The organism is Paenibacillus sp. NPDC055715 (assembly GCF_053617595.1).
The window spans coordinates 202,622-218,762 of sequence record NZ_JBSHGA010000008.1 but is presented as its reverse complement, the minus strand read 5'-3'; the positions used below and the strand labels follow the sequence as shown (position 1 = coordinate 218,762).

15 protein-coding genes and 2 pseudogenes are annotated in these 16,141 nt (G+C 44.0%); 9 read left to right on the top strand and 8 right to left on the bottom strand.

All coding sequences use genetic code 11. The annotated features are described in order from the left end of the window. The first annotated feature begins 93 nt into the window (after nt 1-93). Nucleotides 94-1,587: an alpha-amylase gene (locus tag ACWGOO_RS15675; protein WP_452484860.1), complete on the top strand. Its 1,494-nt coding sequence runs from the start codon at nt 94-96 to the stop codon at nt 1,585-1,587. Nucleotides 1,588-1,651: 64 nt separating this feature from the next. Here the strand turns inward: ACWGOO_RS15675 and gpmA are convergent, their stop codons facing one another. The 3 genes from gpmA to ACWGOO_RS15660 all read right to left on the bottom strand — a co-directional run bounded on the left by gpmA (nt 1,652) and on the right by ACWGOO_RS15660 (nt 3,759). Then, nucleotides 1,652-2,401 (bottom strand): 2,3-diphosphoglycerate-dependent phosphoglycerate mutase, encoded by a 750-nt coding sequence (gene gpmA / locus ACWGOO_RS15670; RefSeq protein ID WP_452484858.1) that lies wholly within the window; start codon nt 2,399-2,401, stop codon nt 1,652-1,654. 179 nt (nt 2,402-2,580) lie between these two features. After that, nucleotides 2,581-3,321, bottom strand: coding sequence for a Bax inhibitor-1/YccA family protein (locus tag ACWGOO_RS15665; RefSeq protein ID WP_452484856.1), 741 nt, complete (start codon nt 3,319-3,321; stop codon nt 2,581-2,583). Nucleotides 3,322-3,471: 150 nt separating this feature from the next. Next, on the bottom strand, nt 3,472-3,759 hold the full coding sequence (locus tag ACWGOO_RS15660) for a hypothetical protein (protein WP_452484854.1): 288 nt from the start codon (nt 3,757-3,759) through the stop codon (nt 3,472-3,474). Nucleotides 3,760-4,129: 370 nt separating this feature from the next. Between ACWGOO_RS15660 and pepT the strand changes: the two genes are divergently transcribed. Continuing rightward, nucleotides 4,130-5,365 (top strand): peptidase T, encoded by a 1,236-nt coding sequence (pepT, locus tag ACWGOO_RS15655; RefSeq protein WP_452484852.1) that lies wholly within the window; start codon nt 4,130-4,132, stop codon nt 5,363-5,365. A gap of 69 nt (nt 5,366-5,434) precedes the next feature. Then, nucleotides 5,435-5,532, top strand: a pseudogene (locus ACWGOO_RS15650) (D-mannonate oxidoreductase); the annotation flags it as partial. 111 nt (nt 5,533-5,643) lie between these two features. On the opposite strand, the gene ACWGOO_RS15645 reads toward ACWGOO_RS15650, so the two are convergent. Next, a complete protein-coding gene (locus ACWGOO_RS15645; RefSeq protein WP_452484850.1) occupies nt 5,644-5,985 on the bottom strand; it encodes a cupin domain-containing protein in 342 nt (113 codons plus the stop codon). A 256-nt stretch (nt 5,986-6,241) separates the two neighbouring features. On the opposite strand from ACWGOO_RS15645, the gene ACWGOO_RS15640 reads away from it, so the two are divergent. From ACWGOO_RS15640 to ACWGOO_RS15625, 4 genes are all read left to right on the top strand, one after another. Next, entirely contained in the window at nt 6,242-7,477 is a 1,236-nt protein-coding gene (locus ACWGOO_RS15640) for an FprA family A-type flavoprotein (protein ID WP_452484848.1), read from the top strand. Between the two features lie 36 nt (nt 7,478-7,513). Beyond that, nucleotides 7,514-8,707, top strand: a complete 1,194-nt coding sequence (locus tag ACWGOO_RS15635; protein WP_452484846.1) for an NAD(P)/FAD-dependent oxidoreductase — start codon at nt 7,514-7,516, stop codon at nt 8,705-8,707. Between the two features lie 2 nt (nt 8,708-8,709). Beyond that, the gene (gene rd, locus ACWGOO_RS15630) at nt 8,710-8,880 is read left to right on the top strand and encodes a rubredoxin (protein WP_452484844.1); all 171 of its coding nucleotides are present in this window, start codon (nt 8,710-8,712) and stop codon (nt 8,878-8,880) included. A gap of 61 nt (nt 8,881-8,941) precedes the next feature. Beyond that, a complete protein-coding gene (locus ACWGOO_RS15625) occupies nt 8,942-9,646 on the top strand; it encodes a Crp/Fnr family transcriptional regulator (protein WP_452484929.1) in 705 nt (234 codons plus the stop codon). A 95-nt stretch (nt 9,647-9,741) separates the two neighbouring features. Here ACWGOO_RS15625 and ACWGOO_RS15620 read toward each other — a convergent pair. Further along, nucleotides 9,742-10,195, bottom strand: a pseudogene (locus tag ACWGOO_RS15620) (glycosyltransferase 87 family protein); the annotation flags it as partial. 642 nt (nt 10,196-10,837) lie between these two features. Here ACWGOO_RS15620 and ACWGOO_RS15615 point away from each other — a divergent pair. Together ACWGOO_RS15615 and ACWGOO_RS15610 are read left to right on the top strand one after the other, a co-directional pair. Then, complete coding sequence (locus tag ACWGOO_RS15615) at nt 10,838-11,554, top strand: response regulator transcription factor (protein ID WP_452484842.1); 717 nt, start codon at nt 10,838-10,840, stop codon at nt 11,552-11,554. Between the two features lie 11 nt (nt 11,555-11,565). Continuing rightward, nucleotides 11,566-12,687 (top strand): sensor histidine kinase, encoded by a 1,122-nt coding sequence (locus tag ACWGOO_RS15610; protein WP_452484840.1) that lies wholly within the window; start codon nt 11,566-11,568, stop codon nt 12,685-12,687. A gap of 38 nt (nt 12,688-12,725) precedes the next feature. On the opposite strand, the gene ACWGOO_RS15605 is transcribed toward ACWGOO_RS15610, so the two are convergent. The 3 genes from ACWGOO_RS15605 to ACWGOO_RS15595 are packed head-to-tail and all read right to left on the bottom strand — an operon-like array spanning nt 12,726 to nt 15,995. After that, complete coding sequence (locus tag ACWGOO_RS15605; protein WP_452484838.1) at nt 12,726-13,517, bottom strand: DUF4097 family beta strand repeat-containing protein; 792 nt, start codon at nt 13,515-13,517, stop codon at nt 12,726-12,728. Continuing rightward, nucleotides 13,498-15,123 carry a hypothetical protein gene (locus tag ACWGOO_RS15600; RefSeq protein WP_452484836.1) on the bottom strand — a complete coding sequence of 542 codons (1,626 nt, stop codon included), beginning with the start codon at nt 15,121-15,123 and terminating at the stop codon, nt 13,498-13,500. Before ACWGOO_RS15600 ends, ACWGOO_RS15605 begins: the two co-directional genes overlap by 20 nt. Then, nucleotides 15,120-15,995, bottom strand: a complete 876-nt coding sequence (locus tag ACWGOO_RS15595; RefSeq protein ID WP_452484834.1) for an ABC transporter ATP-binding protein — start codon at nt 15,993-15,995, stop codon at nt 15,120-15,122. Before ACWGOO_RS15595 ends, ACWGOO_RS15600 begins: the two co-directional genes overlap by 4 nt. Nucleotides 15,996-16,141: the final 146 nt, after the last annotated feature.

Below are 16,141 nucleotides of genomic sequence, written 5' to 3'. Positions count from 1 at the left end.
TCCCTGTTCTTCGTTCGGCAGTTTATTAACCGCCTGACGTTTAGCCTCCCTTGCTTGGTGGGTAACTTGTTATATATGAAGGAGGGACGCATGATGAAAAGGAACCATACGATGATGCAGTTTTTCGAGTGGAACGTCGAAGCTGACGGCTCCCACTGGAAGAAGCTTGCCCGCCTGGCACCGGAATTGAAGGCCAAAGGAATTGACGCGATATGGATTCCACCTGTCACCAAGGGCCAATCCCACGAGGATACGGGATACGGCGTTTATGACCTTTATGATCTAGGTGAATTTGATCAAAAAGGTGCGGTGCGCACCAAGTACGGAACCAGAGAAGATCTGCTGGAGGCTATTGCTACCTGCGTTCGCCATGGTGTAGCCGTCTATGTCGATCTGGTCATGAACCATAAAGCTGGCGCGGATGAAACGGAAGTATTCAAGGTCGTCGAGGTCAACCCGGATAACCGCAATGAGGTCATTTCCAAGCCGTTCGATATCGAAGGCTGGACTAAATTTACGTTCCCCGGTCGTGAGGGTCAGTATTCCACATTTCAATGGAATTTTGAGCATTTTAACGGAACCGATTACGATGCAAGTCAGGATCGAACGGGAATTTATCGTATTTTAGGCAAAAATAAAAGCTGGAGCGAGCATGTAGATGATGAATTCGGCAATTATGATTATTTGATGTTCGCCAATATTGACTACAATCATCAGGAAGTGCGCAAGGAAATGATCCGCTGGGGCAAATGGCTGGTGGATACCCTGCAATGCAACGGGTTTCGTCTGGATGCGATCAAGCATATCAATCATGAATTTGTGCGGGAATTCGCGACGGAAATGATCAAAAAACGCGGACAGGACTTTTATATGGTAGGCGAGTTTTGGAAACCCGATCTGGAATCATGTCAAAAATTTCTGGACACTATTGATTATAAAATCGACTTGTTTGACGTATCCCTCCACTACAAACTACATAGCGCTTCCTTGGGTGGCAAGGATTTCGATTTAAGCACCATTTTCGAGGATACACTGGTCCAGACTCATCCCTTGAACTCCGTTACTTTTGTCGATAATCATGATTCCCAGCCGCACGAAGCCCTGGAGTCGTGGGTAGGAGACTGGTTTAAGCCCAGCGCCTACGCACTCATCTTGCTGCGCAAGGACGGTTACCCCTGCGTATTCTACGGCGATTACTACGGCATTCAAGGGCAAACACCCGTGAAAGGCAAACAGACCGAGCTTGATCTGCTTCTGTACGCCCGATATTATAAAGCCTATGGTGAGCAAAAGGATTATTTTGATGATTCCCATACGATTGGATGGGTTCGTCAGGGCGTGCCTGAATGGGAAGGCTCCGGCTGCGCCGTGGTGGTCACCAACGCCGACGACGGAGAGAAGCGTATGTTCGTGGGAGAACACCGCGCAGGAGAGCAATGGACCGATCTGACGGGCCGTCACGACCATATCGTACAGATTGAACAGGAGGGCTACGGAATATTCCCGGTTCGTGCTGGCAGTGTATCGGTGTGGGCGCTTCCCGTCGAGGATGACAGCCCGGAAACACAAGGTGACGTGGACGCTTAACTTATACCTAACACAAAGAGGACAGAATGCGTGGAAGCGCCCTGTCCCCTTTTTTTATCGAAAATTACTCCGTCACCTTACTTTGGTTAGCCACGGCCTGTTTTTTCGCCTCCACATGACTTGGATCACCGAGATAGAAGCGCCGAATGGGATCTATATGCTCGTCCAGCTCGTAGACCAGCGGAATGCCTGTCGGAATATTCAAATCCAGCAGTGCGGTTTCGTCCAGATTCTCCATGTACTTGATCAACGCTCGTAAAGTGTTGCCATGCGCGGAAATAATGACCCGTTCCTTCTTTTGCACCAAGGGCACAATACGCTGCTTCCAAAACTCACCGACCCGATGGACCGTATCCTCCAAACTTTCTCCGAGCGGCAGCTCTTCCGGCTTCATGTTGCGGTATCGCTCCTCCCTGCGAGGACTGCGTTCATCCTGTTCATCTAGCATAGGAGGCCGCACCGTCAGGCTGCGACGCCAGATATGAACCTGTTCCTCGCCGTATTGGACGGCGGAATCCAGCTTGCTCAGTCCCTGAAGGGCACCATAATGGCGTTCGTTCAGTTTCCACGACTTCTGCACGGGTATCCACAAATGATCCAGCTCGTCCAAAATGTGATACAGCGTACGAATGGATCGTTTTAGCACCGAAGCGAACGCCAAATCAAACGTATACCCGGCCTCCTTGAGAATACGGCCCGCCTCTATGGCTTCATGGGTTCCCTGCTCGGTCAGGTCCACATCCGTCCAGCCTGTGAACAGGTTTTGACGGTTATATACGCTTTCTCCATGCCTCACCAGCACCACTTGATACATATACTCACTCCCCTCCTGTCTGTCTTTATGTTTTACCCAACTTCTATGTATTTATCGTAAAATGCAATTTTTAAACCATCTCTTTAATACAGAAAAGGACGACATTGAGCCGTCCTTTTCTTCTCACCCTGCACATATCTGAACAGGGAAGTGGAACGATATGAAGTAATTGCAGGCCCTTAGTCCCTCTTGCTGAACTTGGCCAACAGATCCAAAATCCGCACATACAGCCACACTAAAGTCACCAGCAATGCAAAAGCGCCATACCACTCCATGTATTCCGGTGCGCCTTGGTCCGCTTGCTCCTCAATGAAATTAAAATCCACCAGCAGATTCAAAGCCGCAATGATCACGATAAATAAACTGATGCCGATGCCCAGCCAGCCTGTCTCATGAATATACGGAACATTCATACCGAAAGAGTTCAAAATAAAATCAATCAGCGTCACCAGAGCAATCGCCATGGTACACAGGACTACGAATGAAATAAAGCCCCGTGTCACCTTGATGATTCGCTGTGTGTACATAAAGAGCATCAAGAACAAGATACCCACGGTCAGCAAAATGGCATTGGCCACAATTCCAGGGTACTCATATTCAAAAAATGCTGAAACGCCGCCCAAAGCAAAGCCACTCAGAATTGCATACACAGGCGAAAGTAATGGAGCCGTTTTTGGAAAAAAGGATATCACAAGGGCTACGCCAGCCATGCCAATAAAGCCTGCCGTCAGCAAGGAAAGCATCTCTACGGTTCCTTGGTAGGTCATGTACCAGGTAATACTGCCAGAGACGATGAGCAAAACCAGCAGAAGCAACGTTTTGTTCACCGTTCCTCCGATGGTCATGCGTTGTTCGCTAACTTCTCTTTCATCTTCACGCACGAAGATGTCATCACGTAAAACCGGATTGCTAAAGCTCATAAAGGGGATACTCCTTTTCAATGTGTTATTTGCTATACCATATGTATATATCGGCACAATCTGAAAAAAGTTTCAAAAAATTTTTAAAGCAAAAAAACTCTAACTTCACCTTGCGGCAAAGCTAGAGTTAGAGGCTCAGATCGTTTCGGATTAAAGATCAGCCGTCGCAATCTGGATCGTACCAAAAGTGGCGCCGGCTGCAGTAGTCAACAGACCAGCTACCAGCAATAAGGCAACTTCCAGCGTAAGGCTAGTAAATGCAGGGATAACATAAGTGATCACGGGTGCGTTGACACGAGTAACGACAAGATTGATCGGAGCCGGACCGTTATTATTAACGGTAATTGTAGCATTCGCGCCACCGTTCAAGTTTTCAAAGTATGATTTACCAATACCAGCCGCAATCGTGAAGTTTTGTTGAGGTAAAAGAATCGCCATAGGATTCACCTCCCTTTCGCTTGATAGTGTATTCTATGCTCCCAATCTATGAACGCAACGTCAATTGACTCAGCCATAAGACACAAATTAACAGATTCATAGATTCAAGTCCCTATCACAAACCCAAAAAAGGACTATACCCCCAGATCCTTGGCAGAACCTGAAGGGACAGCCCTTTATCGACATGCGGAAATCTTCACACAGATAGTAAATGTCTCTCCATTTTTACGTTCTTTTACTGTTATCTTACTCGTCGTCTCTGTGCAGCAAAAGCTATTGTTTTAAACGGGGAAGCCGAATTTTTCATATAACAAGTCCAATCATGATAAAATATGTAGCATATCAGAAATGAACCAAGGAGGATATATGCATGAAACAGGAACTGATTGAACGCCTGACCACTTATGTTCAGGTAGATACCCAATCCGATGAAAGCAGCAACACTTGCCCGACCACACCTGGACAGCTTACACTGGGCAACCTGCTGGTCAATGAACTGAAAGCCATTGGTATGACGGACGTAACCATGGACGACAACGGTTATGTCATGGCAACCCTTCCTTCCAATACGGATAAGGAAGTTCCGGTTATCGGCTTTCTGGCCCATCTCGATACTGCTACCGAAATGACTGGCGCAGGGGTGAAGCCCCAACTGACGGAAAACTATGATGGGGGCGACATCACGCTGAATGCGTCGCTGGGTGTGAACCTTTCTCCGCGCGAGTTCCCCGAACTGCCTCTATATAAAGGTCATACCCTGATCACGACGGACGGTACTACATTGCTTGGTGCAGATAACAAAGCCGGGATCGCAGAAATTATGACAGCCTTACATTATCTGCTGGATCACCCGGAGATCCAGCACGGCAAGATTCGCGTCGCATTTACACCGGACGAGGAGATTGGAAGAGGACCGGAACGGTTTGATGTAGCCGCTTTTGGTGCTAAATATGCTTATACCGTGGATGGCGGGCCGCTCGGAGAACTGGAATACGAAAGCTTCAACGCCGCAGCCGCCCATATCACCATTCACGGTGTCAATGTTCATCCCGGTACAGCCAAAAACAAAATGATGAATGCTGTCAAAATTGCTATGGAGCTGAACGGACGATTGCCTGCGAATGAAGCTCCGGAATACACGGATGGATACGATGGCTTTTATCATTTGCTGGAATTTGAGGGTACGGTAGAACAAGCCAAACTGTACTATATCATTCGTGATTTTGATCGTGAGAGCTTTGAAAACCGGAAGGCTTACTTAACGAACGTGGTGAAAGAGCTGCAAGTCGCATATGGGGAAAACCGTATCGTTCTGGAGCTGAGAGATCAGTATTACAACATGAAGGAAAAAATCGAGCCCGTCCAGCACATCGTGGATGTTGCCCATGAAGCGATGACGAAGCTGGGCATTGATCCAATCATCAAGCCGATTCGCGGCGGTACAGATGGTTCACAGCTGTCCTATATGGGACTGCCTACACCGAATATTTTTACAGGTGGAGAGAACTACCATGGCAAATTTGAGTATGTGTCCGTGGACAACATGGTGCTTGCAACCAAGGTCATTGTCGAAATCGTACAATTATTCGAACAGCGCGGCGAGTGATTCGATTACAAACTACCCATATTAAAGTTAATAAGTTACCACTAAAAACGAAATACTAAGAATACACACGGCACCCGGCTGTGGCTTGTGGATGAAAAGACATCCGGTTTTGTCACAGGCACAGTATTCCGGTAGACGGTAGCTTCATGGCGTATTCCGGGATGTAAACAGCCCATGCCTAAAAGCCGCTTGGTATTTGAACCGAGCGGCTTTTAGGCATGGACTTCTTTCTGCCTCTGTTTCATTTTATAATTTATAGCGATGTTGATGTACCCTCTTTATATATTTTGCGCATAACTTTCACTTGGCGTTTTGGTCAACACCACATGCAGGCTGGAATTGGCCTCTGCACCACCCCGATAGGAAAAGTGCTCATCTCCTGAAATATGGATCATATCCCCTTGGACCACTTCCGTTTCTTCACCATTCACAGTTACCGTACCGTTCCCTTCAAGAACAAGCAAATATACATTCGCTCCTGGGTGATTATGAGTTGGCAGCTCAGCATTAGGAGTAAAGTTGAGAATAAAAATGACATTGTCGGCTTCCTTATGCACAATTCGTTTAGTAAAAGCAGCTTCTTTATACTCCTGAAATTGAATGAGGTTTGATTTTTTCATGTAGATTCACTCTCCTGTTTGAAATTGGATTTGCCTATGATGGATTGGATACCTGGCATGTTCTCAGGCTGCAATCTATACGGTCTAATTGTATTTGATTATTACGTCCGCTTTGTGATTGCAATCACAAATATAAATTTAAGTCATACATACTTTGAAATATTCAAAAATTTGATTTCAATCATCTTTTTCATGGCCACATCCAACTAGAATCGAATGGTGTCAGACAAACAAAAACAAGCAGGAGGTTGTTCCTATGAAACCAGGATTCCAACTGGCAAAGGATATTTATTGGGTAGGAAAAATTGATAATCGTGAGGTTCCCTTTCATCGTCTTCTACTATCGAAGGGTACAACATATAATGCCTATCTATTGAAAACTGGAAAACCAACCATTGTAGATACCGTAGATATGGCGTTCGGCAGAGAATTTGCAGAGGCTGTAGCCGAATTAATCGATCCGCTGGATATTCAATATATTATCGTTAATCACACGGAACCAGATCACTCGGGCGGATTGGCGGCACTTGCTTCCAAGGCAACGAACGCTACGATTGTCTGCACTGAGATTGCTGTTCCGGAAATTCAACAAATGTACAAGCTTCAGCATCGTAACTTCCTGGTGATCAAGGACGGGGATCAACTGGATATTGGAGGCAAGACACTGCTGTTCAAGGAGACACCTTACCTCCATACGGAAGAAACCATGATTACGTATTGCGTGGAAGATAAAATCTTGTTCCCTTGCGATATTTTCAGTACACACGTGGCTGTAGAGCATCTATTTGCCGATGAGGCCGGTTTTGATATCACCGAGGACTTTATCGGATACTATCAGGCTATTATTCACCCGCATCGCAGATATGTGCGTACATTGATCGAAGCTGTTTCTGACCTGGATATTGAGGTGATTGCTCCTTCCCACGGCTTCGCGATCCGGCACGATATTGCCAAATTCATTGATTTGTACGCATCTATGAGCACCGAAACCAAGGATGATAGAAAAGTAGCGATTGTCTATGCCACCTTAAAAAATAATACTAAAAAAATGGCAAACATCCTGAAAGACTGCTTTTTGGAGAACCAAATCAAGGTAGAGCTATGGGATGTAGATAAGGCAGATGAAACGGAGATTTTGAATAGTATTGCCTCAGCGGATGCCGTTTTCGTCGGCAGCTCTACCAAATATGCCGACATGACGGGCAAGCTGGAAGATCTGCTGCAAAAAATGCAAAAGATGAATCTGGAAGGCAAGCTGGCTGCTGCCTTTGGTTCCTACGGCTGGAGCGGGGAAGCCATTGAAGTCGTACAGGATTACTTGAACGGTACCCATATGAAGGTCCAAAGCACTTCAGATGTCATCAAGTCAACCGGTATGACGCATGTGGAATTCCCGGTACGCATTCGCTTCTCTCCTACAGAAGATGAAAAAGTGAAGAAAATTAAAAATGCCGCTGAATTTGTCTCAGATCTACTGCTTAGTGTTATTTAAAACACAGTAGCGTATAACGAATAGGAGAGATACTGAATGGGTAACCAACATTACGTTATTATCGGAGGCAGTGTCGCCGCCGTCAACGCGGCGAAAGCGATTAGAGATCGTGATGAGCTAGCCGAAGTTTCTATTTACGGGGAAGAATTATCCCTTCCATATAACAGGGTCAAACTTTCCAAGGGACTATTCACAGACTTGCACAGCGACAAAATCCTGATCAAAAAGGAAAAATGGTTTGCCAATCAACGAATTCATGTGTATTCCGGTATAAAGGTCACTGCTATACATGCAGAGGACTCCACCATCGAAACAGCAAACGGACAAACCGTTGCTTATGACAAGCTGCTGCTGTGTACAGGAGCCCACAACCGTAAGCTTTCACTGGACGGATCTTCACTAAGGAACGTTCACAATATCCGTTTTCGGCAAGATGCAGACAGACTAAAAACAGAATTGCGAAAGGGAGACCGGATATGTATCATCGGCGGTGGTATTCAGGGTGTAGAAACCGCCTGGTCCTTCCAGCAAGCCGGGTATGCTGTAACCATTTTGGAAGCTTCCCACCGGCTTATGCCACGCCAGCTAGATGAGAAGGCCTCTTCTATTTTGACCCATCGAATTACCGAACGGGGCACCAAGGTAAGCCTTGGACAAGGCGTAAAGCGAATTACAGGCACAAATCACGTAGAAGGTGTGGAGCTACAGGACGGCTCTGTTATTCCCTGCGAGCATGTCGTGTATTCTATCGGAATTGTGCCTAATACTGAGCTTGCTCGCCAAACTGGCCTTGATATTGGAAACGGCATTCGGGTGAATGCACAGATGGAGACCACCTCCGCCAATATATATGCAGCAGGTGATGTAGCCGAATTTCAAAATAAAGTAGATGGGTTATGGGAAAGTGCTATAGAGCAAGGAAAGATAGCAGGCGCTAACATGGCAGGTGCATCCGTCGATTACCAGCGTCCCATCCCTGTCACCCTGTCCAACAGCTATGAATGCCCCTTGTTTTCCATAGGTCTGGTAGACGAACAAGTCTGTGACACCAGCCTGACCCGTGAAAATCAAGTTTCTTATACACGTATGTTCATACAAAATGGCTCTATCTGCGGCGTGATCGGTTTTGGAGATGCTCTCGCTTCACTTCCATATAAAACAGCCATCATCCAAGGACTCAAACCGGATGCACCAGAGCTTACAAAAATTTTGGATGACAAGGAGAACTAAAGATGAATAAATATGTATGTCAACCCTGTGGATACATTTATGATCCTGCTATGGGTGACCCCGATGAAGACGTGATGCCCGGTACAGCGTTTAAGGATCTCCCGGAAGACTGGGTTTGTCCAGTCTGCGGTGAGGACCAGAGCCATTTTGCCCCAATAGATGATACAGAATAACAAGAACACGCTATACTTTTTAGTTTCCGGTTTATGAATGGAGTGAACGAATGTGAATGAGATGTCCTGCCCCTGTGAGTGCGCAAAGGAGCCCTGTGCCCGAAAAGTACCTATCTTTTCCTCTTTGTCCTGCGAAGATTTGTGCAAGGTTAGCTCCATGATCCGGCACCGAAAATATCAGAAAGGCGAGGCCTTGCTTGTCGAGGAACAGCCATCCGATACGCTGTATATTATTAAAAGCGGGCATGTCAAGCTTCTGAAGATGACGCCTCAAGGCAAAGAACAAATTCTGCACATTCTGACAACTGGCGATTTTTTTGGCGAGTTAAATATATTTAACAACGATGAACTGAGTAATTTTAGTGCGTATGCTCTAAAGGATACTGATATTTGTATGCTCACCAAGGATGATATGGAGCAGTTGATTCGCAACAATCCCGATATCTCTTTGAAGCTGCTCAAAACGATTACCAAACGCTTGGCCCATACCGAAAAGCTGGCTCAAAGCCTGGCTACCAAAGACCCGGAAATCCGTATTGCCTATATGATTCTTGAGCTTGGGCATAAATACGGTAAACCGGACGGTGCCTACATTAAAATAAATCTCCCCCTTTCACGCGAAGAAACGGCTAATTATGTGGGTGTCACACGCGAAACCATCAGTCGCAAATTCGCAAAATTTGAACAGCTGGGGATTATTCATATCAAGGGTACACGAGAGATTACCATCTGCGATGTACAGAAACTGAACGAATATATAGATTGAATAAAAAAACCGCTTCTTTGAGCTTATGGTTTGTGGCGACTTGACCACTTCCCATTTGCCAAAGAGCGGTTTCTTTTATTCTCTAGAATCTACAATCAGCTATTTTCCATCGTTGTGCTCACACCTTGGGAAAACGCTCCCCATGTTAATTCTCCTGAAGGAAGCTCCTATGGAATCGTGGCGGACTTGGAGCAATCCCGCACTACTTTGACCAGATACCCAAACAGCAGCACGTTCAACAACGAGGTCACACATAGAATAACTCCATAGTTGTCCTGAGAATTGGAGCTATAGAAAATATCGAAGGTGTTCAGGGAAATTGTAAGACTGAATCCACCCGCAAGCCACAAAAACCTCCTGTCCCGCAAATACAGGTACGCCAGCAGCGGCAAATACCGATCAGTGCGAAGAAGTTATACGCGTTCATGGAAGCATACGGATACTCACCAACCGTTCGTTTGTGTAAATCAAGTAGCTATAATGGCTCCTTCCCCATGAAAATGGCAGCACGACCAGAATTGTCGTCACAACCGCTCGACATATAAATAATGTTGACTGAATATGGAATCATCGTGTCACAAAGAAATCCCCACCAAGTTCACTCATTTCTTCGATTGTCCCAGAGACTCATCTGGCTCAAGCTAACTCATGATCTCAAATCTTTCAGCAATTTTTCAGTTTGGCGGGGCCCCTAATCGGGGGAATTATTCTTACCTATGGCTCTTATCATCATTTGTTTGACAGTATTGCGGTAATTCTAATTTGTGGTGCATTTTCTTCACCCTTTGTCAGTAAATATACGCAAAAAGTTCAGCAGTACTCTTCTGAGTCTTGCTCTATGTGGACTTTCTGTTTTATTATTAGGGATTACGTTCATTTTTTGCAAATTATATTATTATTAGGCATGATCGGGCTTGTTGTCTCCTTTAGTAATACTTTTTTTGTCACTCTGCTTCAGGAAAGAACCCCTCAGGATAAAATCGGGAGGGTTTTAAGCCTTGTAACTACAGCAACAACAGGACTCATACCTTTATCTCAAGCCCTGATCTCTATTTTTCTTAATAAAGGCCTACTCATATCTCAAATACTCATTTCCTTCGGAGTCATCGTATTTATATTTTGTTTCACCATGATGTTCCTGTTTCGACCAATTCGAAATGCATAATCTTGCAGAAAGGAATCCTTCCCTTGTTGAAAAACGAAAAGATACTTTTAGTAGATGATGAAATAGGTATTCTGACTTTGTTGGAAGTGACCTTAAAAAAGGAGCGATATACCCATATCAGTCGCTGCACTCATGCAAAACAAACGGTGGAATTGGTTCGTAACCATAATTATGATCTAATCATACTGGATGTGATGCTGCCTGATATGAACGGTTTTGAACTGTGCAGTTTGGTAAGGAGCCATACCAACGCTCCGATTATATTTATTTCAGCAAGCTCAAGTGATTTTGACAAATTAAAAGGGTTGAGTGTGGGCGGAGATGACTATATTACCAAGCCGTTTAACCCACTAGAGGTTGTAGCTCGAATTGAGGCGCTGTTCAGGAGACAAAAAATATACCAAACACCACCTTCGTACGCTATACAGGAGAATCAGGAAATTCGAGCAGGGCGGCTTACGCTTAAGCCATCCGATGCCATGCTTATATTTGACGAACAAAAAATCGAGTGTACGGCTAAAGAGTTGGATCTCCTCCGTTTCTTTCTAAGAAACCCAAATCGGATTTATTCCACTTCACAAATCTATGAACTGGTATGGGGAGGGGAACCTCATTACGGTGAAGAAAAGACGGTGGCTATGCATATTTCTAAAATAAGAAAAAAACTTGAGATCAATCCAAAATCGCCCGAAATTATCATTAATCTCAAGGGGATTGGCTACAAATTTATCCCCCCACAATGAAGGGATCGACTATGAAAGTTAAGCTTCGTTATGGTATTCACTTTATTTTGGGTCTTCTGGCTTGGCTATTGAGTATGGCGGTCATGACCATTATAACCACAGAAACCATTTTACCCACTATAGGAATTACACCTGATAACACGAATTATGATTTATTAGTATTACTAACCTTTGTAGTTAATATTATAATGTGCAGCGTAATTTTCAGTTGGTATTTCGGGGGCCCGTTATGGTTTATCATGTCCTGGATTGATAATTTAACAAAAGGAAACTACGCAGCTCCGATGACTAGAAAAAATAAAGTGTACAACCAGCATGACAAGCTCAGGAAGCCTTATCGTCTATATAAAGAAGTCATTCATAATATACACATTCTATCCGATAGTCTCCAGCAAGCAGAAGTGGAACGAAAAAATATGGATGAGTCCAAGCGGGACTGGATTGCCGGAATCTCACATGACCTTAAAACCCCGCTTACCTACATTACCGGTTACACTACTTTGCTGCTGAATGATGAATATACTTGGAGTGCAGAAGAGCAAAAATCCTTTTTACTCGAAGTTCATCATAAAAGTCTGCACCTAGAGAGGTTAATTCAAGACCTTAATATCTCTTTACAAATTGAAAATGTAGAATTTCAGATCCCCATTCAGCTCAAATGTGGAAACCTGGTCGCATTTATCGAAAATCTTATTACTGATATATGTAATAATCCCAATGCTGCCGAACATATGATAAGCTTTCATACTGAAGAAAAAATGATTAAGTCTTGCTACGATGAACGGCTACTGTACAGGGCTTTGCAAAATCTACTCATGAATGCAGTTATTCATAATCCCGCAGGTACTGAAATCCAGCTAACATTAGCCCGAAAAAATGAATCTATGATAGAGCTAAAAATCGTTGATAATGGGGTAGGCATGGATTCAGAAACAATTAAAAATATTTTCAAAAAATATTATCGCGCTTCTACTACGCATGCACCTGAATTTGGCACCGGACTTGGTATGGCGATTGCCAAGCAGCTTATTCTTGCCCACAATGGCTCGATTACCATGGATAGCCAGCTCTCAAGAGGTACTACAGTTTATATCACTTTACCCTATATCAATGAAACAAGCGCTGATTCCTAATCAACGCTTGTTTATATGTTGTTATCTTTTTAATGCTATTATTTAATCACAATGGTTCCAGAAGATGTTTCAAGAGAAAGTACGGGGCTTCCATCTGTTACCTTACCAATTTGGGCATGTAATTCTTTATCGGAGCCGGATGGATTAGAAGAAGACTTCAAAGAAGATTCAATTTCACCAGAGTTCGTGACGGCATTAATACGTAGTGACGATGGGACAGGATCAAGCCTTACCTCAATTTTCCCGCTATTGCTCCGGACACTGCTATCCTGTCCGATCTCTCCCTGATGAGAAATATTAATGCTACCTGTATCTGCACTTACCTCCATCCCGCCGTTAATCCCTACCAAGTTAATATCACCTGAAGACATATGACTTACAATTTTCTCTCCTTCGAATCCTTGAATATCAATAGAACCGGAATCTCCAGATACATTCATTTCTTTGGATTTACTATCTTTTCCCATGATTTTCCCGGACTTTGTTGTTAAATTTACCTTATCATAGAGCTGGTTAGGTAAAGCTACGTACACAGTAGTCGTTTTAGTATTAAATATGCTTGAAGATGCCGGGGCATTCACCTTAAGTGTCCCTCCCTCATTCACTGCTGTTACACCCTTATCCGTTGATCGAACTTCAATCTGTTCATTACTCGACCGGCTCAGCTCAATACTCTGGCTATCTGTTTGAACATAAATTTCCTTTATATTGTCACTATTGAACGTCTTCACTTCACTCTTCGCATCAGAGTCTGAATTACAACCTGCCACAATCACTACCAGCATACTGACACACAACAAGGTTACCCCTTTATTTCTCCATTTTCTCATGATATTCTCCTTTGGTAGACTGATTCATTTGGGTATTCTTCCGAAAACCAGCCATTAAATTCCCTTCCTGAACATGTTGTATCATAATGCCCACCACCAAAAGCACAAGCGTCAGCACTATATACAAGGTTGCGTAACTTGTTGGAAGCCCCAAAAAGTCCAAGTATGGAAGATCATTTACAGGCCCCAGATACCACAACAGCATATACAATACCTCGAAAAGCTTTCTCGATCGGGTCATTGTCCCCAGTGTTAAAGCCAAAGTCGGAACGAAAATAAGACCCACTACCCATGAATAGATATACGTAAGCTCCCCTTCCAAGAAAAAGTGGATGAGAACGCCCGAGGAAATGAGCAGTGTCACTAAAATACCCGCGATCCAGACAGAGAAAAACTTATACAGACGTGGGCAACTGGATAATAATATCTCATTCGTGGAATAAAAAAACTCTCTGCTTCCCATCTGCGACCATATTGCAAGAGGCCATAGCATAAGGACAGGCAGCCAGCTTTTGATCTGATCTAATGGTACCAACAAACTCGCCACCATCGAACCTAACACCAGCAAATACCACCAGATAGACATTCCCTTTAGCATAATGCGAAACTCAGCCCTAACTAAACGGGACAAGCGTACTCTCTTATCTCTTTTTACAGGCGATAACTGATAAGATTTGCGTTCCTCACGCTCTACCACTTTATTCTTCATGTCATGAGCAGGAAGCCTGACAGAAAAAGCTGTTTTAGCTGCTGCAAATCGATTAAACAACTGAGAAGAAAGCAGAATGATAAACATTGCCGCGACTACCCAAATCAAACGCGAAGTTAGCAAGTGACCCGTCCAATCCACCCCACTCCACTCAAAAGTAGGAGTTCTCCCTTCAATGGGATAGTAGCCGATACTTCCTCCTATTTCATTTGCTGAAATAAAGTCAAAGTGAGCCGCCGCCTCTTTCGTCATTCCCGTCTGGATTGCATTTATTCCAAAAACATCCCATAGACTACTGGAATTTGATATAGACATGACGCTAAGAAAAATCCAAATGACGAAAAACAATATATTCCCTATCGTACCCTTTAACCCAGGAAAAACGTCAAATAGCACTGTAAAGGCTGACAGAAGTAACAACGAGGGGATACTTACAAATAGCAAAGGAAGCAAGTAAGCTGCAAGGTTGATGTGCAAATCCTCTCCCCGAAGCAACTGCATTCCCATAAAGGCTACTACTAGTACCAGCTCAATGATCATAAGCACACAGAAATTTGATAACGCTCTGCTGGATATATACCGAAGATTACGAATAGGTGTGGATGCGATAATTTGACCCATCTTCAGGCGCTGATCCTCAGAAATTTTACTTCTTAGCATATAAAATCCAAACAGCCATAACAACATGGTAGATAGCATCGCAACCATTGCTCCTAGCCAGTGTGAATTATAAATGCCCCGTACACCCTCGATATAAAAGACCTCATAACCGTCCGACGCCGCAGGAATCAAAGCATATCCGAGGAACAAGGTGATACCCATAATCAACAGAAACGTGTATCTTCTCATTTCCTTGATTACATTTCCCTTGAGTAAATACAAGTAGTTACTTCTCATGATGTCACTCCTAAAGCGGCTACAGAATACAAATAAGCATCCTCTAGTGAAGGTGGCAACGGTACTGCATTCTCGCCGGGACAGACGTTCGAAACGATACGAGCGTGTACACCGTCGCTGCGATGAATCGCACTGCTGATTGTATATTTTTCCTGTACCTCTTGCAGGCTGGTTAAGGGAATGACGTAATCCCACACCTTGTGATCGACCGTTTGAATAAATTGTTCCGGCGTTGTATAAGTGATGAGACTCCCTTCGGACATAACCGCAATATTCGGGGCAATGGATTCAATATCCGTCACAATATGAGTGGATAAAATGACAATACGGTTTGAGGATTGAGAGGATAATAGATTTCTGAAATTGATCCGTTCCTCAGGGTCCAAGCCAACGGTTGGTTCATCGACAATCAAAAGGGAAGGGTCATTCAACAACGATTGTGCAATACCTACTCGCTGTTTCATCCCACCTGAAAATCCACCCAACAAACGCTTTCGTGCATGAGACAGGTTGAGTGCTTCCAAAAGTTCATCAATCCGTTTCTTAGCCGACTTCATAGCCAAGCCTTTCATAGCTGCTACATATTCTAAAAATTCCACAGGGTTCATATTGGGGTATACACCAAAGTCTTGAGGTAAGTACCCTAATTCACTCCTCAATTTATTAGGATTTTTAGAAATGTCCACGTTGTCCCAAGTAATAGATCCACTGGTTGGCTTTTCAATAGTAGCTAATATGCGCATAAGTGTGGATTTGCCTGCTCCATTAGGACCAAGCAATCCCAATACTCCTGGCTTTAAATGTAGAGTCATATCTTTTAATGCTTGCTTAGAGCCATAGGTTTTAGTAACACGATCCATAGTTAATTCCATTCTAATACCCCCAGTACACTCCAAAGTATGATCTGTCCTAGAAAACAGCTTCACCTTCAGGCAACTTAAGCATACCGCACGTGTTTAAAAAAATAGTAAAATCCTAGATATATTAATATATTTTTTGTATTCGTGTGAGCTCACAC